Source organism: Acinetobacter gandensis (assembly GCF_001678755.1).
Taxonomy (GTDB): Bacteria; Pseudomonadota; Gammaproteobacteria; order Pseudomonadales; family Moraxellaceae; genus Acinetobacter; species Acinetobacter gandensis.
In genome coordinates this window covers 1-18,337 of sequence record NZ_LZDS01000014.1, presented here as the reverse complement: position 1 = coordinate 18,337, position 18,337 = coordinate 1, and the positions used below count along the sequence as shown (strand labels likewise).

Genomic DNA, 18,337 nt, shown 5'->3' with positions numbered 1-18,337 from the left:
CAAACACCACTGTGATCATGAATGCACTATCAACAGAAGTGGTGGGTGATGGTTCACAAGTGACTGCTTTGAAATACAAAGACCGTGCAACTGATGAAATCAAAACTGTTGAATTGGCTGGGATTTTCGTACAAATTGGTTTGTTACCAAACACTGATTTCTTAAAAGAAACAGCAGTAGAACTTTCAAACCGCGGAGAGATTGTAATTAACGATCGCAACGAAACCAATGTGAAAGGTGTATTTGCTGCGGGTGACTGTACAACAGTACCTTACAAACAAATCATCATTGCGACAGGTGAAGGCGCGAAAGCATCACTTTCAGCATTCGATTACATTATTCGTTCAGGACAATAAGTTGATTTGAATAATAAAAAAGCCAGTCTTCGGACTGGTTTTTTTTATGACTGAAAATTCATCTATTGTTTCATTTATTAATTAAATGAAAATCATAAACTTATCAATATAGCTCTTTTCGCTTACACAATAATGAGCAAATCAAACCGTTTAAAACTTGTACAGATCACTCTTTACACATTATGATAAAAAAATCATCACGGATCGATGATTGACAATAACAACAAGAATGTTGGTCAAATTAGACTGAATGGAGAAAGGCAATGCACTATCAATATCACTGTGCTTGTTGCAACAAGGTATTAGCTTCAAGCGACAAAGAATGTTCTGAATGTGGCTCACATAATATTCGTAGCCCTTATGGCTTTTGGATATTCTGTATTTTGAGCTGTCTCGCTGTGGCCATACTATTTAAAAGTGTACAAGTCTATTTACAACAGCATGATGCCGAAGCACCGACAACGCAGCTGAATATTTTTGAAGTGCTACAACATGACGACAAAGTAAATCGTTAATGAATTTATGTTTAAAACTTTAAATAATTAAATTTAGATATTTCATCTACAGAACAAAAAAGCCTGACATTTAGTAGGCTTTTTTTATATATACATCTACCAATCCCCTTTACCAATGACTTAGATATGATGAATGCTTATCTTTATCTCTAAAATTATTTAAAATAGTCAAATCGTCATGAGGTTTTAAATATGGTTCAGTTGATTAAAAAAGGTGGTTTACGTGAACGTGCTAATCGTAGCCGCTCATACAAAGGTTCAGAGAATACTGAAACCACATTAAAGCCTAATCGCTACCGTGATCAAAATGGGACAAATGAATCTACTCAACTACAATCATGTGAACAACCGTTAGTAACAAAACCCGATTTGGCACAAAAGTAATTCTTCAATTCGTTAATTTCATCGAAAATAACGAATTGAAAATAAAAAAGCCAAGCGAGTTCACTTGGCTTAAAAACGTTTAATTCTAAAAAAACCACTCTATTTGCTTAATGACCAAACATGCTCATTGCGTCATACCACAACCAAATAGCAAAAACTAAAAATAAAGCACCTGAGATAACATCGATATAGCTACCTGAACGTTGGTAGAGTGCTTTGATTTTAGGCAAAGACATAATCATCATAAACAAACTAAACACCAAAAATGTTTGAATCGGAATAATGACAGCCAATTGCGCTTTTAAATTACCAGCCGCTGATGAACTAAGTGCCAGTGAAAAAACACTACTAAAATAAATTAAAGTTTTCGGATTGGCTAGATTGGTAAACAATCCCAATAAAAAGTAGTTTTCTTTTTTTTGCTGATTTAATCCCTGACCATCATCCAAATTGGCTTCTTTATTAAGACTTTTTAGGCCGCCACTGAGCATTGCCCAACCCATTTTAGCCAAGAAAAAACCACCCACAAGCATTAAAACTTGCTGAATCCATGGAAATTGTTCTATCAGTACAGTAAAGCCTAATAAGGTCAATACCACCCAAACAACAATACCTGCAATAATTTTTAAGGTATTTGCACGTGTGGTCGATGCAGCACTTTTAGCAATTAATAGAACATCAGGACCAGGACTCAACTGCGCAACAAAGTGTAATGCGCAGATGGTAAGTAACATAGACATGAAAATATGACTGAGGAATTGAAAACTTGAATAGTATATCGTCTGTTCAAAAAAAGTGTCGGAAATGTCTTTTGATGTTTTCTAAAGCTAAATAGCGCGCATAAAAAAGCCGAATCAAAGTTCGGCTTTTTATTTAACTGAGTTCGTTATTTTTTATTCACATCTTTTAGTTCAATCTGTTTCGCATCAGATGTTACTTCACGTGCTTCACCATCAATCACTGAAGAATCACGGCCAGATTGTTGATTTTGCATATCCTGCATTTGACGCATCATGTCTGCAAATGGGTTTTGACCTTGAGCTCCACCCATATCGCCCATCATGCCACCCATCATTTTTTCCATCATCGCTTGCTGGCGTTTCATCATTGTTTTCATCATGAAAGCTTTCATTGCATTTTGTACAGGTGGAATAAGGATTAACAGCGCCATAATATCTGAGATTAAACCAGGCAATAACAGCAAGAAACCTGCAAAAATTTTAGGTAAATTGCCCGTTAATGCTGGATCAGCACCCATTTGACCTGCTTGCATCTGCTGCATTTGTGGCATCAGACCGGATGAATATTTACGAATAATATTCATACCGATAAAGAAGGCAGCCACGAACCAGAAAAAGACATACCACATACTGCCGACGAGGTCGCCCACACCGATCCAAACAAACACTTCCAGGATCAAGCCTGCTAAAATCAGAAGAAATAATTTCATGAAAATTAAACAAATCTCAGTAAATTAATTTAAGGTGTTGCAATCAACTGCTCAATCACTATCAAGCTTTTTTGACACGCTTATGTAACAATATGGGCATTATTTTATTTTTAAAGGGCGAAAAGGGCAAACATGTCATTAATTATCGGTATTGACCCAGGGTCGCGCTTAACTGGTTATGGAATCATCGAACAAGATGGCTCAAAACTGCGTTTTGTTGATGCTGGCACAATTCGTACCGAAACCACTGAAATGCCCGAACGCCTCAAGCGAATCTTTGCTGGTATTGATCGCATTGTAAAATTTCACGGCCCAACGCAAGCTGCTGTTGAGCAAGTGTTTATGGCACAAAACCCAGACTCTGCATTAAAACTGGGTCAAGCACGTGGCGCAGCCATTGCGGCATTAACCAATTTAGATTTACAAGTGGCAGAATATACTGCTCGTCAAATTAAACAATCTGTTGTCGGTTATGGTGCTGCCGATAAAGAACAAGTGCAAATGATGGTGATGCGCCTACTCGACCTCAGTATCAAACCGCAACAAGATGCCGCCGATGCTTTAGCAGCAGCCATTTGCCATGCACACGCATCAGGTAGTATGAGTAAAATGGCTGTATTAAATGCGCTTGGCGGTATGGCGCGTGGACGTAGTCGAGTAAGTAGCCGTCGTCGTTAATACACATATAGGTAAACGTGTATCTAATAGACTATAAGATAATTTAAAAAAACTATCTTATTAACGAATCATTTTAAAGTCTGAATAATCCAATTCATGCATTGGGATGACGTGCTGATCAATTTTAGTGACATTGGCACGTAATGGTCCGACCAAACTATGTTTAATTATTTTGTGAATAGCCTCTTCAGTACCAATCACCAGCGCTTCAACTTCCCCTGTCGTTAAATTTTTTACATAGCCATTTAGCTCAAGCTTAATAGCCTGCTGTTCAAACCAACGGCGATAACCTACACCTTGCACTTTACCTTGAATCAACAATTTAACCGCATGCATTTTAATCTGTGTCCTTTGAGTAGTTGACTACATGATAAACGGCTTGTGCCATATCATGCGCTTGTAGACCACGCATACCCGACTGGGCCAAGTAATCACCAGCTAAAGCATGCAGCGTTACGATTTCATGCAGATGAATTTGATCATGAAATTGTGCTTTTAAACTCGCGACCATACCTGCAAGCACGTCTCCCATCCCCCCCGTTCCCATACCCGCATTGCCTACAGTACAAATCCAAAGCTGATCTTCAAGAATTAAACTCCCTGCACCTTTTAATACCCACTGCCCGCGGTATTTTTCTTGTAATTGCAGAATTGCATGAATACGATCTGCTTCGACTTCAGCCGTGGAAATCCCCAATAATTTGGCAGCTTCACCCGGATGCGGTGTTGCATAAGTCTGCCCCTTTAAAGGTTTCGGCGCTTCGGCTAAAAACCACAAGGCATCAGCATCCAATGCCACGTCTAATTGCGATTGTTGTATCATGGCAAACCATGCTTGAAACTGTTGTTTCGCCCAAGCATCACGCCCCAACCCCATACCAAAACTAATTGCATCAACATGCTCAATCAATTCTTTAATGTCTGCCGCATTCAACACATTAATATCCCGAAGCATAATATTTGGCGCACGCGATAAAATTGCCGTGTGATGGCGTGCATCACAAACTACGGTCACTTTCCCTGCACCGGCATGAAAAGCTGCCTCGGCGGCCATAATGACCGCACCACCCATTTGTGCATGACCACCGACCACCAAGACATGACCATAACTGCCTTTATGACCAAAGGCTTGACGCTCTGGCAATTGCACCTGTTGTGGTGATAAATAAGCGAGTGGCGTGAGTGCAGCATCTGTTGGAATACAGTCCATAACACTGATTTTTCCCGCATATTCTTTGCCTTGGCCTGTAAAGAGTCCCGCTTTTAAGCCCAAGGCAGTAAAAGTGTAATCCGCTTGAAAGGCTACAGGCAAAGGCTGACCTGAATTGGATTGCAAGCCACTCGGAATATCAATCGCAACTTTTAAGCCTGTATATGCATTTAAACGATGAATGATTTCTTGCCAATGCTGATCAAGTGCGCGGTTTAAGCCAATTCCAAATAAAGCATCAATATAAGCTGCATATTCAGTCTGAAAATTAAAATGCGGATAGATGTTTATATTTGCATCTAATGCTTCTTGTGCCGCTCGATGTAAGTCCTTAGATGCCCCCATTTCCGCAGCATAGATATCAACCTGAAAGCCTGCCTGCTGTAAATATTTTGAGGTGAGATAGCCATCACCTGCATTGTTGCCCTGCCCACAACAAACGGCTATACGTTGCACGTTATTTGCCATAAAAATTGGAATGAGTCGCTGGGCAATAGACCATGCCACCTGCTGCATAAGGCCATAACTGCTGTTATGCTGCGTAAACCAGCGTTGCTCCCAAGCTTGAATACTTTGGCTATGATAAACAGGGCTATGGTAAACTTGGGGACGCATTGTTTTTCCTTGTTATGATTATGGCCGCTTCAACTCCTGCACAAAAAATTCCTGTCGATCAATATGATCCAGAAACGCTGAAAGCATGGATTAAAGCTCAAGCCTTAGAATTGGGTTTTTCTGATTGTGTCATTGCCAAGCCTGATGCTCAAGAGGAACTCCCGCGTTTTAAAGAATATTTAAAGCGTGGCTACCATGGCGATATGAAGTTCTTAGAGGAAAATCTGGAAAAGCGTGCCAATCCCACACTATTGGTTCCGGGTACGCGTAGCATTATCTGTGTGCGCATGGATTATTTAGTAGAAACCCCTAAACCACGTTATGTTCCTGATGAGCCTAATGCTGCCATTATTGCCCGCTATGCGCGTGGTCGTGATTACCACAAAGTCATGCGTGGACGCTTAAAAACTCTCTCCAATATTATTCGTGAAAAAATTGGTGATTTTGAATCACGTCCATTTGCCGATTCTGCCCCTGTATTTGAAAAATCCCTCGCTGAAAATGCAGGTATGGGCTGGACTGGCAAACATACGCTGCTCATCCATAAAAAATCGGGCTCTTTCTTTGTATTAGGTGAATTATTTACTTCTCTCGATTTACCTTTTGACACACCTGCAAGCAAACATTGTGGTTCATGTGCGGCGTGTATTGATATTTGCCCGACCCAAGCCATTGTTGAACCATATATGCTTGATGCCCGCAAATGTATTGCCTATCTCACGATTGAATATAAAGGCATCATTCCAGAAGAATTACGCCGCGGTATTGGCAACCGTGTGTTTGGCTGTGATGACTGTCAGCTGATTTGTCCATGGAATAGCTTTGCCCATAAAACCAAAATTGAAGACTTCTACCCACGTCACGGACTGAATCAGGTCAGTTTGCTTGATCTATGGCAATGGGATGAAGCGACTTTTTTAAGTTACACTGAAGGCAGTCCAATTCGTCGTACAGGCTATCAAAGCTTTATGCGCAATATTGCAATTGGCTTAGGTAATGCACCCTACAGTTTAAATATTGTACAATCGCTAAAAAATACACGCGAGAAACATGATGCGATTGTGCAAGTTCATATTGATTGGGCGTTAGCTGAACAAAACTCAAAAATGGTTTAGCTTATTTCAATCTATATTTCCTAGATCCTTGCAAAGTTTATTGTGTGCTAAATAATTAGCAACGAGATCCATGCAATTCACGCTTTAATTCAAAAATAAACTTTGCGATGATTGTGTTGGTATTTAACACAATTATGTAAGCATCTAAAATAATTCAAACTTCTTTTAAAATGCTAATTTCGTTTTTTCTATCTATGTATTAGTTTACAAAACAGTCTTGGAAGTCTGCAATTTTTGCGTATGATGATCTGCATTAGGCAGAAAATATGGATCATTTATGAGCTACCGAAATGACTGGAGACATCCAGAAATACAAGAGTTGTACCAACAACCACTGATGGATTTATTATTCCAAGCACAAAGCATTCACCGTGAACATTTCCAGGCCAATCATATTCAAGTAAGCACCCTGCTTTCCATTAAAACAGGTAAATGCCCAGAAGATTGTAAATATTGCTCACAATCCGCGCATTATGACTCGGGTTTAGAAGCTGAAAAACGCATGGCGGTGGAAAAAGTTATTAATGAAGCAAAAGCAGCGCTTGCTTCGGGTTCTTCACGCTTTTGCATGGGGGCTGCATGGCGCAATCCACACGAACGCGATATGCCTTATGTATTAGAAATGGTTCGTGAAGTCAAAGCACTCGGACTTGAAACCTGTATGACACTTGGCATGCTCAATCAATCACAAGCAGAGCGCCTACATAAAGCTGGACTAGATTACTATAACCATAACTTGGATACATCTCGCGAATACTATCCAAATGTCATTAGCACCCGTAGCTATGATGATCGTTTGATTACTCTCGATTATGTACGTCAATCTGGCATGAAAATTTGTAGTGGCGGGATTGTCGGTTTGGGCGAAAATCGTGATGACCGGATTGCCTTTTTGATGGAACTGGCGACACTTCCAATTCATCCTGAATCCGTACCGATTAATTTACTCGTGCCCATTCAAGGGACGCCTCTTGCCGATGTGGAAAAACTCGATGTCATTGAATGGATCCGTACCATTGCAGTGGCTCGCATTATTATGCCTAAAAGCTATATTCGCCTTTCCGCAGGGCGTGAATCCTTAAGTGATTCAGAACAAGCTTTGGCATTTATGGCAGGTGCCAATTCACTTTTCTCAGGTGAAAAACTTCTGACCACACCAAATGCTGGCGAAGGTAAAGATCAAATCTTGTTTGCCAAACTTGGCTTAGTGGCTGAGAAACCTAAACCTAATGCTGCACAGCTTTCCACAAATGCAATGGAAATGGCTTAAAAAATAAAAGCCCCAATATTGGGGCTTCTTAATCTAGGGATAAATGAATTAAGAAGGCGAATTATTTAGCAAAATTATGTGCTGTAATTAATATACCGTAACTGGCATTTAGAAAGTCACCTTCTCGGATAATGTCTTGTCCATTCGCGTGTTCAACAAGCAACTGCTTAGAAACAGCGTCATAATGAAAGGATTCAAAGCAATCTTGATGCTGTAACAACCATGTAATGGTATCTGCCATATTCGCATCTACCGTGTAACGCTCTGCCTGAAAGTCTTTACTCATATCGCCTAAATCATATGTCTACTGACCTGTATATTTTAAAGACATATCAATAATCAGGCATTAAAAAAGTGAGCATCGGCTCACTTTTTTTCGATTGAAACGAACGACTACTTCGTTACACCGCATTTACGACATTCCTTGTGCAAACCAATTTCTTCCATTTGCTCGTATTCATAAATATGCATGCAAAATAGTTTTCTGAATAAATGAAGCATGTTCTTAAAACTCCCGTTTAATTTAATGATGTGCTTCTCATATTTCATCCTGAAATATGGCGGTCATGCCGAAACATGCCACATCTAATTTATTAGCATATTTTTCCAATGAGTCAAATATTTTTACTAAAATTAGAGATAGATTCAGATAATCGGCTGGCAAACTAAACACCTCACTCTTTGATACTCTTATATTTTTCTATTTGATATGCGAAAACAAAGAAAAAAAACTCCCCTATTCAGGAGAGTTTTTCATTATTGAAAATTAATAAGTTAATGTTTACTTATACATTTTGACTTGCAAATTTTGCACGTGCTGCATGTAGCTTCTTATAACTATCAATCAGACGTAAATGACGATCTAAACCTTCTAGTTGCATATTGGTTTCAGTTAAGCCATAGAAACGAATACTGCCATCCATAGATCCAATCACTGCATCCATACGCTCGTCACCAAACATACGACGGAAATTATGCTCATAGTCATTAAGATCTAAGTCATCATCCAATTCAACTTCGAGCACGACATTCATACATTGATAGAACAAACCACGTTCGACCGTATTGGTATTGTATTGAAGGAACGTTTCAACCAATTCTTTCGCTTCTTCAAATTCTTGCAAGGCAATATAAATAAGTAGTTTTAGCTCAAGAACGGTTAATTGCCCCCAGACGGTGTTGTCGTCAAATTCAATACCAATTAAGGTCACAATGTCGGTATAGTCATCTACTTCAAGCTCTTCTAGACGCTCAACTAGAGCAGCCAATTCATCTTCATCAAGACGATGGATATTCAAAATATCTTCACGGAAATCTAGCGCTTTATTGGTATTGTCCCAAACCAAGTCTTCAACCAAATACACTTCAGAATAACCTGGCACCAAAATACGACATGCAGTTGCACCTAGGTGTTGATAAACAGCCATATAGGCTTCTTTACCCATCTCTTCCAAAATAGCAAACATCGCTGCTGCTTCTTCTGCATTGGCATTTTCACCTTCTGCAGTGAAATCCCACTCTACAAAATCATAGTCTGATTGTGCGCTAAAGAATTTCCAAGACACCAAACCACTTGAGTCAATAAAGTGTTCTACAAAGTTATTTGGCTCAGTGACTGCATTTGAGCTAAAAGTTGGTTTTGGTAGATCGTTTAGACCTTCAAAACTGCGACCTTGTAATAGCTCAGTTAAACTACGCTCTAAAGCCACTTCAAGTTTTGGATGTGCACCAAATGAAGCAAATACACCACCTGTACGTGGGTTCATTAAAGTTACACACATCACTGGATATTGCCCACCCAGTGAAGCATCTTTAACTAAAACAGGGAAACCTTGTTCTTCAAGCCCTTTAATGCCCGCAACAATACTTGGATATTTCGCCAAGACTTCTTCAGGCACATCCGGTAACGCTAATTCACCTTCTAAAATTTCACGTTTGACCGCACGCTCAAAGATTTCCGATAAACATTGCACTTGAGCTTCAGCCAAGGTATTGCCTGCGCTCATCCCATTTGAAAGGTATAAGTTTTCAATCAAGTTTGATGGGAAATAAACTGTTTCACCATCAGACTGACGTACAAATGGCAAAGAACAAATACCACGCGCAGTATTCCCTGAATTGGTGTCATATAGATGAGTTCCTAATAACTCATCTTCAGGGTTATAAATTTCACGTGTGTAGTCATCGAGAATTTCAACAGGTAACTCACCTTCTGGCCCCGGTTGGAACCATTTTTCATCTGGATAATGTACAAATTCTGCATTGGCAATCTCTTCACCCCAGAACTGATCGTTATAGAAGAAGTTACAGTTCAGACGTTCAATGAACTCACCCAAAGCAGATGCCAAAGCGCTTTCTTTGGTTGAACCTTTGCCATTGGTAAAACACATTGGAGATTGTGCATCGCGAATATGCAAAGACCATACATTCGGCACAATATTACGCCAAGATGCGATTTCAATCTTCATGCCCAAACCAGCCAAAATACCTGACATATTGGCAATGGTTTCTTCTAACGGCAGATCTTTACCCGGAATAAAAGTGGTACTTTCTGAAGTAAGGCTTGGCATCAGCAATGCTTGTGCATCTGCATCAATGCTTTCCACTTCTTCAATAACAAATTCAGGTCCGGTTTGAATAACTTTTTTCACCGTACAACGGTCTATTGAACGCAAAATACCTTGACGATCTTTTTCAGAAATATCTGCTGGAAGTTCAACTTGGATTTTAAAAATTTGTTTGTAGCGATTTTCAGGATCGACAATATTGTTTTGTGAAAGTCGAATATTGTCAGTTGGGATATCGCGCGCTGCGCAATACACTTTAACGAAATATGCTGCACACAAAGCAGAAGATGCTAAAAAGTAATCAAATGGTCCGGGAGCTGAACCATCCCCTTTATAGCGAATAGGTTGATCGGCAATTACCGTGAAGTCGTCAAATTTGGCTTCTTGTCGAAGGTTATCGAGATAATTAACCTTAATTTCCATGTGGGCACCTAAATATTCTTATGTGTCCGTGCAACACATAAAAATGCAAAAACATAAGCCGAATTACCAAGGAAATTGACTTAAAAATGTGAAGCCAGTACAAATCAAACGTTTATACATACTGTACTGGCAAGAATGGGCATTATTATAAGGTTATTTTGCAGGATTGATAACTTTTCTCTGTTGTTCAGGTTTGGCTTTAGGCTCTACTGAAAGAAATAGATATACCATATTTAATCGATCTCATTTTTCGAAAAAAATAGATCAATGTTTTCCCGTATTAAAACAGCTTTCATTGAATTGTTGTGTTAGTGTGCAAGCGTGAAGAAAAAGGCTTGTCTTTTAAAAAAATCTTCGCTAGTATGCTTTTCGTCTGAACTTGTTGAAATATAACACTTTCAGAATATAGGGCCTATAGCTCAGTTGGTTAGAGCAGCGGACTCATAATCCGTTGGTCCACAGTTCAAGTCTGTGTGGGCCCACCATATAAAACAACCACTTACGCGTACTAATCGTAAGTGGTTTTTTAATGTCTCAAAAATATCAAATTAAATAATTCAAAATTCAATTTCTCAGCAGTCTAATACGTATACAAACCATTCATTTTGCACTCTAAAAACTGAATTTTGAATTGAGAAATGAATTACGAGAAATAAGCTAACTTAGGTAGTAAGATGAAAACAAATTAAAATTTGCTCGTAATGGAAAAGAAAAATGTTAAAAATGGATTTACTTTTTTATATTTATAAACGATTATTTAATAAATAATAACTAAATTAAATAGGTTGATTGATGACTGAAAGAAATGAGTGAAAAGTAATTTAAAAAGTATAGAAAATTACGATTCAGCCTGTTCTGGCTTTTTCATATCAAGATAAACCTCCACAATTGACCAAAGAACAACCAAAGCAAACATCGCAATTGCAAAATATACAGCTGTAGATGAAATCATTTGGCATTCTCCATATTCAGAAAGGGTTCAAACAATCAGATTAATAATTTAATCCTACGACAAAAGTCTAATAAGTTATTCATTTCCTGAATAGACATATTTCGACAATTTTTAAGAGTATTTTTATCTATGATGATATGTTTGCTGTATAAAAATTAATTCAATTATTGCTATTTTCTATCAGTACAAGCTGAGCAAAATAATTTGAATAAGCAAACAATCGATTTTCTGACATAAAGCCTCTTGACTGATTTCACAAACAAGCAGAAATTACACCTTTTCAAAATCACCGTTTCACTCATTATGTTGAAAAAATTTATTGGCGAATCTGCATTTAAACTTGCGGGCTGGAAATACCACGTTGAACCTGATGTATTAGAGAACAAACAAGTTATTGTGGGCTTTGAGCACACCTCGATGATGGATGCAGTTCTTTCTCTTGCGCTATGCCAAATCTATGACATTAAAATTCACACATTGATTAAAAAAGAGCTATTTAAAGGCCCATTTAAACCTGTACTTGAAGCCATTGGCGGTATTCCAGTTGACCGAAAAGCCAATAAAGATATCGTGACTCAAATGGTTGAGCATTTTGAAAAAAATGAAAAATTCAACCTAGTAATTGCACCAGAAGCAACGCGTGCTGCGCGTGGTGAAGCACGTAAGCCTATTCGTACTGGTTTTTGGCATATCGCTAAAGCTGCTGGCGTGCCAATTGTATTGATGTATGCCAATTCAAAAACAAAACAAGGTGGTATTTTCGGTAAGATTCATCCCACCGAACTTGACCATGACTTAGCACTAATCAAAAAACTCTATAAAGAAAATGTAGGCCTAGATATCGTCATTCCAGAACCTAAAAATATAGATTAAGTTACTCTGTAAACGCTGATTGATATAAATGCATCTTAATAATTTTAAGTGTTGCATTTATATCAACTCTCCCACCCTGATTTAGAAATATTATCAACATTAGAAAAATGAGTAACATATTTACAAATTTGAATGATTTTTTTCATTCTACTGGATATTTTTTTTCCACCTATTCATTTCCTCAAATCCAGTACTTTCACACAAAAAAGCCATTATGGTAGAATTTGCTCAATTTGATAGGCATAAGGCCAATCTACAAGGAGCATATTTCGCATGGCGGGTCATTCCAAGTGGGCTAATACTAAGCATCGTAAAGCAAAACAAGATGCGAGCCGCGCTAAAGTATTCACAAAATTTATTCGTGAAATCGTTACAGCTGCACGCTTAGGCGGTGGTGATGTTGCCTCTAACCCACGTTTACGTGCTGTTGTTGAAAAAGCATTAGTTGCAAACATGACACGTGACACCATCAACCGTGCCATCCAACGTGGTGTTGGCGGTGAAGAAAATGCTGATCTAAAAGAAGTAACATATGAAGGTTATGGCGTAGGCGGTGTTGCTGTAATTATTGAAACAATGACTGACAACTTGAACCGTACAGTTCCAGATGTTCGTCACTGTTTCTCTAAAACAGACGGTAACTTAGGTACTGCTGGCTCAGTTGCTTACATGTTTACCAAACGTGGTGAGATTACTTTTGAAGATGTTTCTTTAGAAGATAAAATCATGGATGTCGCTTTAGAAGCTGGTGCGGAAGATATCGAAGTTGATGAAGAAGAAATTCTAGTCATCACAACACCTGAAACTTTTGGTGATGTACAAGATGCACTTGCTGCGGCAGGTCTAAAATCTGATAACGCTGAAGTTGTGATGAACCCTTCAACTAAAGCTTTAATCTCTGATATCGAACAAGCGAAAAAAATCATTAAAATGATTGATATGTTTGAAGATCTTGATGATGTTCAAAACGTGTACACCAACGTTGAATTTACAGATGAAGTGATGGCTGAATTAGAAGCTCTATAACTTCTTTTTTGTTAAATATAAAACGCACCCATCGGTGCGTTTTTTTTATTACTGAAAGTTGCGAAATACTCTCTCATATTCCATATTTTATTAAACTTTATTCAATAAGCCATTACAGTTAAAGACGTTATATTGCTTAATGACGAAGCTTGAATGTAGTGCAACCACGTGTTCAATTTTACCAATGCGTTTGAGTAAAATTTCACTATAATTTTCCATATCACGCGCAACGACTTCAACAATAAAATCTGCCGACTGCCCTGTCACTAAAAAAGCATTGATCACTTCTGGAATACTTTCAAGTTCTTCTAAAAATTTAGCAAATGTATCGGTATCGTGTTTACTTAAAGAGACTTGCAGCAAGACATGCAGACTAAAGCCGAGTTTTTGATAATTTATTTCACGCTTTAAACCACTAATAATATTGTGATCAATCAATTGTTTGATCCGACGATGAACTGAACTGACCGATAAATTCACCCGCTCTGACAGTTCATTTAAATTGACATCTTCATGGGTCAAAATTTCTAAAATTTGTTTATCAAAACGGTCTAGTTCCATCAGTCTACTCCAGCCATTTTTGAAAACAGTGTTGATGATCTCAATTCATCAAACGTCTGTTGTCATTTTCAATGTTATTGTAAATTTTAAAATCAGCATTTATGTGCAAGTTTTCTCATGTATAGCATAATTTATTAAAAATAATAAAGCTCATACGCATTATAAACATAATAATTTGCATAAATATCGTGATTAAATGAATGTTTTTTCATCAAAGTTTAGTTTTTATATTCTAAATGACGTCTTTAGACAACCTACCAATAAAGCTTCTCGATGCATTCCATTGATCTGAATAAATCAATTTCAGATAAAAGGAAAATATATTTTATTTTATATTTTTCAATTTTTTATTTTTACTCTATTTTTCAATGTGCGCTCTATTTCACATTTTGCTTTTTTTCACTTATTTACTAGGTTTGGTAATTACATTAAAAAATAGCGGCGGTTCATAAATATACAAAAAAACAAAAACGGAAGAATAAACATGGCAATTAAATCACTAAGTTCACTCAGCTCAAAATTAAGTTCTGTACTTAGCCCATCCTTACAACTCAGTACAATTAGCAGCACAGTCAGTAACCTACTTAACCAGCTTAACCTTTAACCAATATCACAGATACGCTGACAGGATTATTGGGTAATTTAGGTGGCACAAAGTCTTTTGATTTTAGCGCACTGACTAAATCACTTCCGCAAGTGATTAGCACGATTCAAAGTCTTACATCCAATAACGGTTTAAATTCGGATGCACTCAAGACTTTGATGACAACACTGCAACCACTCCTACAAAATTTAGGTAGCAACGCTGGCTCGACAGAGATGAATCAGTTGGTTCAATCATTACCTACAATTGTCAACAGCTTGCAAAGTTTACTGAGTAGTACAATAACCAAGGTAATCTTCCAGACAATATCAATAGTGCTGTAAATGCCATCAAACCACTGCTTGCTATGCTTGGAAGCGCAACAGGGGCAACAGATTCAACGCAAATTATTAATACACTCAGCCAAGTTTTAGAATATGCGCAACCCATTATTCAAATGATTGGGAGTTCGTCTTCTGGAAACATCGACTTTGGGCAAATTGCACAAGGTGCAACCAGCGCACTCCTACCTTTATTAGCTTCAATCGATAAAGACAACTCATCTATTGATATGGAACAATTGAGTCATGCTTTACCGACTGTGATTGGAAGTGTGACCAATCTAGTGACCGCCATTTCATCAGCTAACCAAGGGAATATCCCTGAGACCATTTCAGGGGTGATCAAAGGACTTAATCCGCTTTTAGATTTACTGGCAAAAAGTGATGTCATCAATACGGATCAGGCTCAAACCGTCAAAGCGATTTATGATGTATTAAATAGCGTGAGCACCATTTTGGATGTGGTTAACAATCCATCCTTACTGACGCTTTAAACTGATTTAAATCAAGTGATTGATTCATTGAAACCAGTCATTGCTCTGATGGACAGTAACGGTGAAGCGACTCAGTTCCTCGATCAACTCACCATTCCAAATATTGGCGATTTGCTCGGCAATCTTGCTCCTGAAAAAATTGATTTTGGTTCTTTCACGGATCAATTCAACCAATTGACTGAAAACCTCTAGGATCAATTACCGAATATTAATGACCTATTGGAAAATTTAGGTTCTGCTCAAGGTGATTTTGATATCTCCACCATCATCCCAAGTATTAAAGATACGATAGGAAATATCCTCTACCCAGTTATGCCGCTAAACACATTACAAGCCGATAGTATCAACCCAGTGTTGAATATTATTGATATTCAACAACAGAGCTATATTTAAACATTGAATATCTTATAAAAAAAGCGCGCCATTAGGCGTGCTTTTTTAAAACAGTATGACTCAAAGCTTTTACACTAAAGATTTATACGCCACGCCAATCTACCCGTGCATTACGTTCTGTTTGGTATATACGTTGCACATATTGACCTAAAGGCAAATCGCTCAAATAGGCTTTGTAAGCTTTAAACTCTTCTGACAAGGTTTCACCATGCTCTTTTTCCCACGGTGTTCCAACAATCTCTAATAACGGCGCCAACATTGAACACACTGCAATATCAGCCAAACCTAATCGATCGCCAACAAAATAGCGCCCACCTTGTTCAATTAGACGTTGATTTAAATCAACCACAATTTCATCCAATCGTTCACGTGATGCCGCAACCTTATCCGTATCAAGTTGATAACCTTTTGAAACCAAAGCTTTAATAATAGGTTTAGAATATTTTTCAAATTGACGTAAATATCCCTTCTCACCAATCAAAATATCAAGTGATTCTTCACTTTCATTCAACGCATGTGCAAGCCCCCAACGACGAACATGCTGTCCAAGTTCAATAGACAATTCGTTGATCGCCAAAGCTTGTTCACGCAGTTTTGTATCAGAGCGTATTAAACTATGTTCAGGATAAGTCTGATCTAAATACAAGGCAATTTGGGTTGAATCCGCGATCCATATGTCTTGATCACGTAAAATAGGTAATTTGTTCTGCCCTGTTTTTAACTGAGCAAATGCACGATGCACACCTGGCATCAAATTATGCGCAACATAATCTAATTCTTTATGATCAAGCAACCAGCGCGCCTTTTCACAAAAATGTGAGAGTGGAAACTGGTAAAGAGTCCGCATAAATGCTCCGATTTTTTGTTGTAACTGACTTTTAAATAAGCCAGCTATTTTAGTTAGATACTTTAGTCAGTGTCTTATTGAAACACAATGTCATTTTCACGCCAAATTGCTTAATGTATTGTCACCTAACACCGCATTGAAACGCCTAAATCATGATTTTTACGGCGCAAATTTGCCGAGCCCGAATTCACTCTGCATATCACCTGACTTTGTCAGTGCTTTCATGTAAAATCAGTGCCAATTTTTTTATAATACTGTGTGAGTTATTTCATGGGTTTTAACTGTGGTATTGTCGGCCTGCCAAACGTTGGTAAATCAACGCTTTTTAATGCATTAACTAAAGCTGCGATTGCTGCTGAAAACTTCCCATTCTGTACCATCGAACCAAACACAGGTATCGTTCCAGTACCTGATCTTCGCATGGACAAACTTGCAGAAATTGTAAAACCTCAACGTGTTGTACCAACCACCATGGAATTTGTGGATATTGCAGGTCTTGTTGCTGGCGCTTCTAAAGGTGAAGGCCTCGGTAACCAATTCTTAGCTAACATCCGTGAAACTGATGCGATTGCACACGTTGTACGTTGTTTTGAAGATGAAAACGTAATTCACGTTAACGGTAAAATTGATCCGCTTGATGATATCGCGACCATCAATACTGAACTTGCACTTGCTGACTTAGAAGCGGTTTCTAAAGCAATTACGCGTCTTGCAAAATCTGCAAAAGGTGGCGACAAAGAAGCTATTGCAACTAAAGCCGTTTTAGACAAAATTTTACCATTACTTGATGAAGGTAAGCCTGCTCGTGCCGCTGATCTTGATGAAGATGAACGTAAATTAGTTCGTGGTTATGGTTTCTTAACACTTAAACCAACAATGTATATTGCCAACGTTGCTGAAGATGGTTTTGAAAATAACCCACATTTAGAAGCTGTTCAAAAATTAGCAGCTGAAGAAAATGCGATTGTTGTTCCACTTTGCAACCAAATCGAAGCTGAAATTTCTCTACTTGAAGATGAAGATCGCGCTGAATTCCTTGAAGCCTTAGGCATGGAAGAACCAGGCCTAAACGTAGTGATTCGTGCAGGTTATGGCTTACTTGGTCTACAAACCTACTTCACAGCAGGCGTACAAGAAGTTCGCGCATGGACTGTAAAAATCGGTGCGACAGCTCCTCAAGCAGCGGGTGTGATTCACACTGACTTTGAAAAAGGCTTTATCCGTGCTGAATGTGTTGCTTATGACGACTTCGTACAATACAACGGTGAAGCTGGCGCTAAAGAAGCAGGTAAATGGCGTCTAGAAGGTAAAACTTACATCGTTCAAGATGGTGATGTTCTCCACTTCCGTTTCAACGTGTAAGTTGTATCCATTAAAAAAGCCAGCGTTATGCTGGCTTTTTTATGTGCTGAAAATAATATTTTTTTGACTACATTTTTAACTAGGGTCTGTTGACATTTCATAATGGTAGCCAAATAAAGATACAAGCTAAGGCAACAGAATTTTCATAGCTTTGCTTTAGCTTGTCATAGCGTGTGGCAATTCCTCTAAATTGCTTTAATCTAGCAAAGGCATTCTCAATTAAGTGCCTGATTTTATAAAAATACCAATCCACATGATCATTATTTGAAAGCGTATTGGATTTCTTGGGAATATTAGCTTGAGTCCCCGTTTTTTCTATCTG

Annotated in this window: 20 protein-coding genes and 1 tRNA gene; 12 read left to right on the top strand and 9 right to left on the bottom strand. The window is 38.2% G+C overall.

Going from position 1 to position 18,337, the window contains the following annotated elements; translation table 11 throughout:
- From A9J31_RS06635 to A9J31_RS06625, 3 genes are all read left to right on the top strand, one after another.
- Positions 1 to 356 (top strand): FAD-dependent oxidoreductase (locus tag A9J31_RS06635; RefSeq protein WP_162270480.1); only part of this gene is annotated, 356 nt, incomplete at its 5' end.
- 263 nt (positions 357 to 619) lie between these two features.
- On the top strand, positions 620 to 871 hold the full coding sequence (locus A9J31_RS06630) for a hypothetical protein (protein ID WP_067763325.1): 252 nt from the start codon (positions 620 to 622) through the stop codon (positions 869 to 871).
- Positions 872 to 1,063: 192 nt separating this feature from the next.
- Complete coding sequence (locus A9J31_RS06625; RefSeq protein ID WP_067763323.1) at positions 1,064 to 1,255, top strand: hypothetical protein; 192 nt, start codon at positions 1,064 to 1,066, stop codon at positions 1,253 to 1,255.
- A 107-nt stretch (positions 1,256 to 1,362) separates the two neighbouring features.
- Here A9J31_RS06625 and A9J31_RS06620 read toward each other — a convergent pair whose 3' ends face one another.
- Together A9J31_RS06620 and A9J31_RS06615 are read right to left on the bottom strand one after the other, a co-directional pair.
- On the bottom strand, positions 1,363 to 1,995 hold the full coding sequence (locus tag A9J31_RS06620; protein ID WP_067763321.1) for a LysE family transporter: 633 nt from the start codon (positions 1,993 to 1,995) through the stop codon (positions 1,363 to 1,365).
- Positions 1,996 to 2,141: 146 nt separating this feature from the next.
- The gene (locus tag A9J31_RS06615) at positions 2,142 to 2,705 is read right to left on the bottom strand and encodes an FxsA family protein (protein WP_067763319.1); all 564 of its coding nucleotides are present in this window, start codon (positions 2,703 to 2,705) and stop codon (positions 2,142 to 2,144) included.
- A 132-nt stretch (positions 2,706 to 2,837) separates the two neighbouring features.
- On the opposite strand from A9J31_RS06615, the gene ruvC reads away from it, so the two are divergent.
- On the top strand, positions 2,838 to 3,383 hold the full coding sequence (ruvC, locus tag A9J31_RS06610) for a crossover junction endodeoxyribonuclease RuvC (protein ID WP_067763317.1): 546 nt from the start codon (positions 2,838 to 2,840) through the stop codon (positions 3,381 to 3,383).
- A gap of 60 nt (positions 3,384 to 3,443) precedes the next feature.
- Here ruvC and A9J31_RS06605 read toward each other — a convergent pair whose 3' ends face one another.
- Positions 3,444 to 3,719: an acylphosphatase gene (locus tag A9J31_RS06605; RefSeq protein ID WP_067763315.1), complete on the bottom strand. Its 276-nt coding sequence runs from the start codon at positions 3,717 to 3,719 to the stop codon at positions 3,444 to 3,446.
- Position 3,720: 1 nt separating this feature from the next.
- Positions 3,721 to 5,208 (bottom strand): bifunctional ADP-dependent NAD(P)H-hydrate dehydratase/NAD(P)H-hydrate epimerase, encoded by a 1,488-nt coding sequence (locus A9J31_RS06600; RefSeq protein WP_067763313.1) that lies wholly within the window; start codon positions 5,206 to 5,208, stop codon positions 3,721 to 3,723.
- A gap of 20 nt (positions 5,209 to 5,228) precedes the next feature.
- Here A9J31_RS06600 and queG point away from each other — a divergent pair, with 20 nt between their 5' ends.
- Together queG and bioB are read left to right on the top strand one after the other, a co-directional pair.
- The gene (queG, locus tag A9J31_RS06595) at positions 5,229 to 6,323 is read left to right on the top strand and encodes a tRNA epoxyqueuosine(34) reductase QueG (RefSeq protein WP_067763331.1); all 1,095 of its coding nucleotides are present in this window, start codon (positions 5,229 to 5,231) and stop codon (positions 6,321 to 6,323) included.
- A 277-nt stretch (positions 6,324 to 6,600) separates the two neighbouring features.
- Positions 6,601 to 7,593, top strand: a complete 993-nt coding sequence (gene bioB / locus A9J31_RS06590) for a biotin synthase BioB (protein ID WP_067763311.1) — start codon at positions 6,601 to 6,603, stop codon at positions 7,591 to 7,593.
- Between the two features lie 61 nt (positions 7,594 to 7,654).
- Here the strand turns inward: bioB and A9J31_RS06585 are convergent, their stop codons facing one another.
- Together A9J31_RS06585 and A9J31_RS06580 are read right to left on the bottom strand one after the other, a co-directional pair.
- Positions 7,655 to 7,879 (bottom strand): hypothetical protein, encoded by a 225-nt coding sequence (locus A9J31_RS06585; RefSeq protein WP_067763309.1) that lies wholly within the window; start codon positions 7,877 to 7,879, stop codon positions 7,655 to 7,657.
- A gap of 499 nt (positions 7,880 to 8,378) precedes the next feature.
- Positions 8,379 to 10,583, bottom strand: a complete 2,205-nt coding sequence (locus tag A9J31_RS06580) for an OsmC domain/YcaO domain-containing protein (protein WP_067763307.1) — start codon at positions 10,581 to 10,583, stop codon at positions 8,379 to 8,381.
- 408 nt (positions 10,584 to 10,991) lie between these two features.
- On the opposite strand from A9J31_RS06580, the gene A9J31_RS06575 reads away from it, so the two are divergent.
- From A9J31_RS06575 to A9J31_RS06565, 3 genes are all read left to right on the top strand, one after another.
- Positions 10,992 to 11,068, top strand: a tRNA-Ile gene (locus A9J31_RS06575).
- Between the two features lie 770 nt (positions 11,069 to 11,838).
- Positions 11,839 to 12,408, top strand: coding sequence for a 1-acyl-sn-glycerol-3-phosphate acyltransferase (locus tag A9J31_RS06570; protein ID WP_067763329.1), 570 nt, complete (start codon positions 11,839 to 11,841; stop codon positions 12,406 to 12,408).
- A gap of 273 nt (positions 12,409 to 12,681) precedes the next feature.
- The gene (locus A9J31_RS06565; protein WP_067763305.1) at positions 12,682 to 13,434 is read left to right on the top strand and encodes a YebC/PmpR family DNA-binding transcriptional regulator; all 753 of its coding nucleotides are present in this window, start codon (positions 12,682 to 12,684) and stop codon (positions 13,432 to 13,434) included.
- A 90-nt stretch (positions 13,435 to 13,524) separates the two neighbouring features.
- Here A9J31_RS06565 and A9J31_RS06560 read toward each other — a convergent pair whose 3' ends face one another.
- Positions 13,525 to 13,995, bottom strand: coding sequence for an Lrp/AsnC family transcriptional regulator (locus A9J31_RS06560; RefSeq protein ID WP_067763303.1), 471 nt, complete (start codon positions 13,993 to 13,995; stop codon positions 13,525 to 13,527).
- Between the two features lie 950 nt (positions 13,996 to 14,945).
- Between A9J31_RS06560 and A9J31_RS06555 the strand changes: the two genes are divergently transcribed.
- Positions 14,946 to 15,413: a hypothetical protein gene (locus tag A9J31_RS06555; protein ID WP_067763301.1), complete on the top strand. Its 468-nt coding sequence runs from the start codon at positions 14,946 to 14,948 to the stop codon at positions 15,411 to 15,413.
- Positions 15,414 to 15,428: 15 nt separating this feature from the next.
- Positions 15,429 to 15,605: a hypothetical protein gene (locus A9J31_RS15570; protein WP_155857602.1), complete on the top strand. Its 177-nt coding sequence runs from the start codon at positions 15,429 to 15,431 to the stop codon at positions 15,603 to 15,605.
- 283 nt (positions 15,606 to 15,888) lie between these two features.
- Here A9J31_RS15570 and A9J31_RS06550 read toward each other — a convergent pair whose 3' ends face one another.
- Complete coding sequence (locus A9J31_RS06550) at positions 15,889 to 16,653, bottom strand: glutathione S-transferase family protein (protein ID WP_067763299.1); 765 nt, start codon at positions 16,651 to 16,653, stop codon at positions 15,889 to 15,891.
- Positions 16,654 to 16,923: 270 nt separating this feature from the next.
- On the opposite strand from A9J31_RS06550, the gene ychF reads away from it, so the two are divergent.
- Positions 16,924 to 18,015, top strand: coding sequence for a redox-regulated ATPase YchF (gene ychF / locus A9J31_RS06545; RefSeq protein ID WP_067763297.1), 1,092 nt, complete (start codon positions 16,924 to 16,926; stop codon positions 18,013 to 18,015).
- Between the two features lie 97 nt (positions 18,016 to 18,112).
- Here ychF and A9J31_RS06540 read toward each other — a convergent pair.
- Positions 18,113 to 18,337: transposase (locus A9J31_RS06540; RefSeq protein ID WP_155857601.1), on the bottom strand; the 225-nt coding region annotated here is incomplete at its 5' end.